This window comes from Reichenbachiella sp. 5M10, assembly GCF_002742335.1.
In the GTDB taxonomy this organism is placed as follows: domain Bacteria; phylum Bacteroidota; class Bacteroidia; order Cytophagales; family Cyclobacteriaceae; genus Reichenbachiella.
The window spans coordinates 1-352 of sequence record NZ_MDGR01000010.1 but is presented as its reverse complement, the minus strand read 5'-3'; the positions used below and the strand labels follow the sequence as shown (position 1 = coordinate 352).

The following is a 352-nucleotide window of genomic DNA, read 5'->3' as shown; positions in this document are numbered from 1 at the left end:
AGCAACTAAGCTACCTTTCCTTCCTTTTGCTGCTTTATTGGTCACAATTGTATAAAGCTCTCCTTGTGAGAGAGCAGTCTCATCAATACTTAAATGAGTGCCCATGTTTTCGGGGAACAATATCCAATCAGAGGCGTGCTCCCGTTGAGGCCATTGCATGAAATTGCTCAAATAGAAGACATATTGGTGTTCGAGTTGCTTACTATTGAGATGAAATAGTTCGGCAACCAGCTTGCAGCTTATAGGCTTGGAATCCAGGAGTTCCGTTTTAAAAAAAGCGCGAATTCCTCTGTCATCCGCGTACCTGTTGCTACCATTTTCCAATCCCTGCTTACATTTTTGCCAGTATCCT

Annotated in this window: 1 pseudogene; it reads right to left on the bottom strand. The window is 42.9% G+C overall.

Annotation, left to right across the window (positions count from 1 at the left end):
* Positions 1-324, bottom strand: a pseudogene (locus BFP72_RS19410) (hypothetical protein); the annotation flags it as partial.
* Between the last annotated feature and the right edge of the window lie 28 nt (positions 325-352).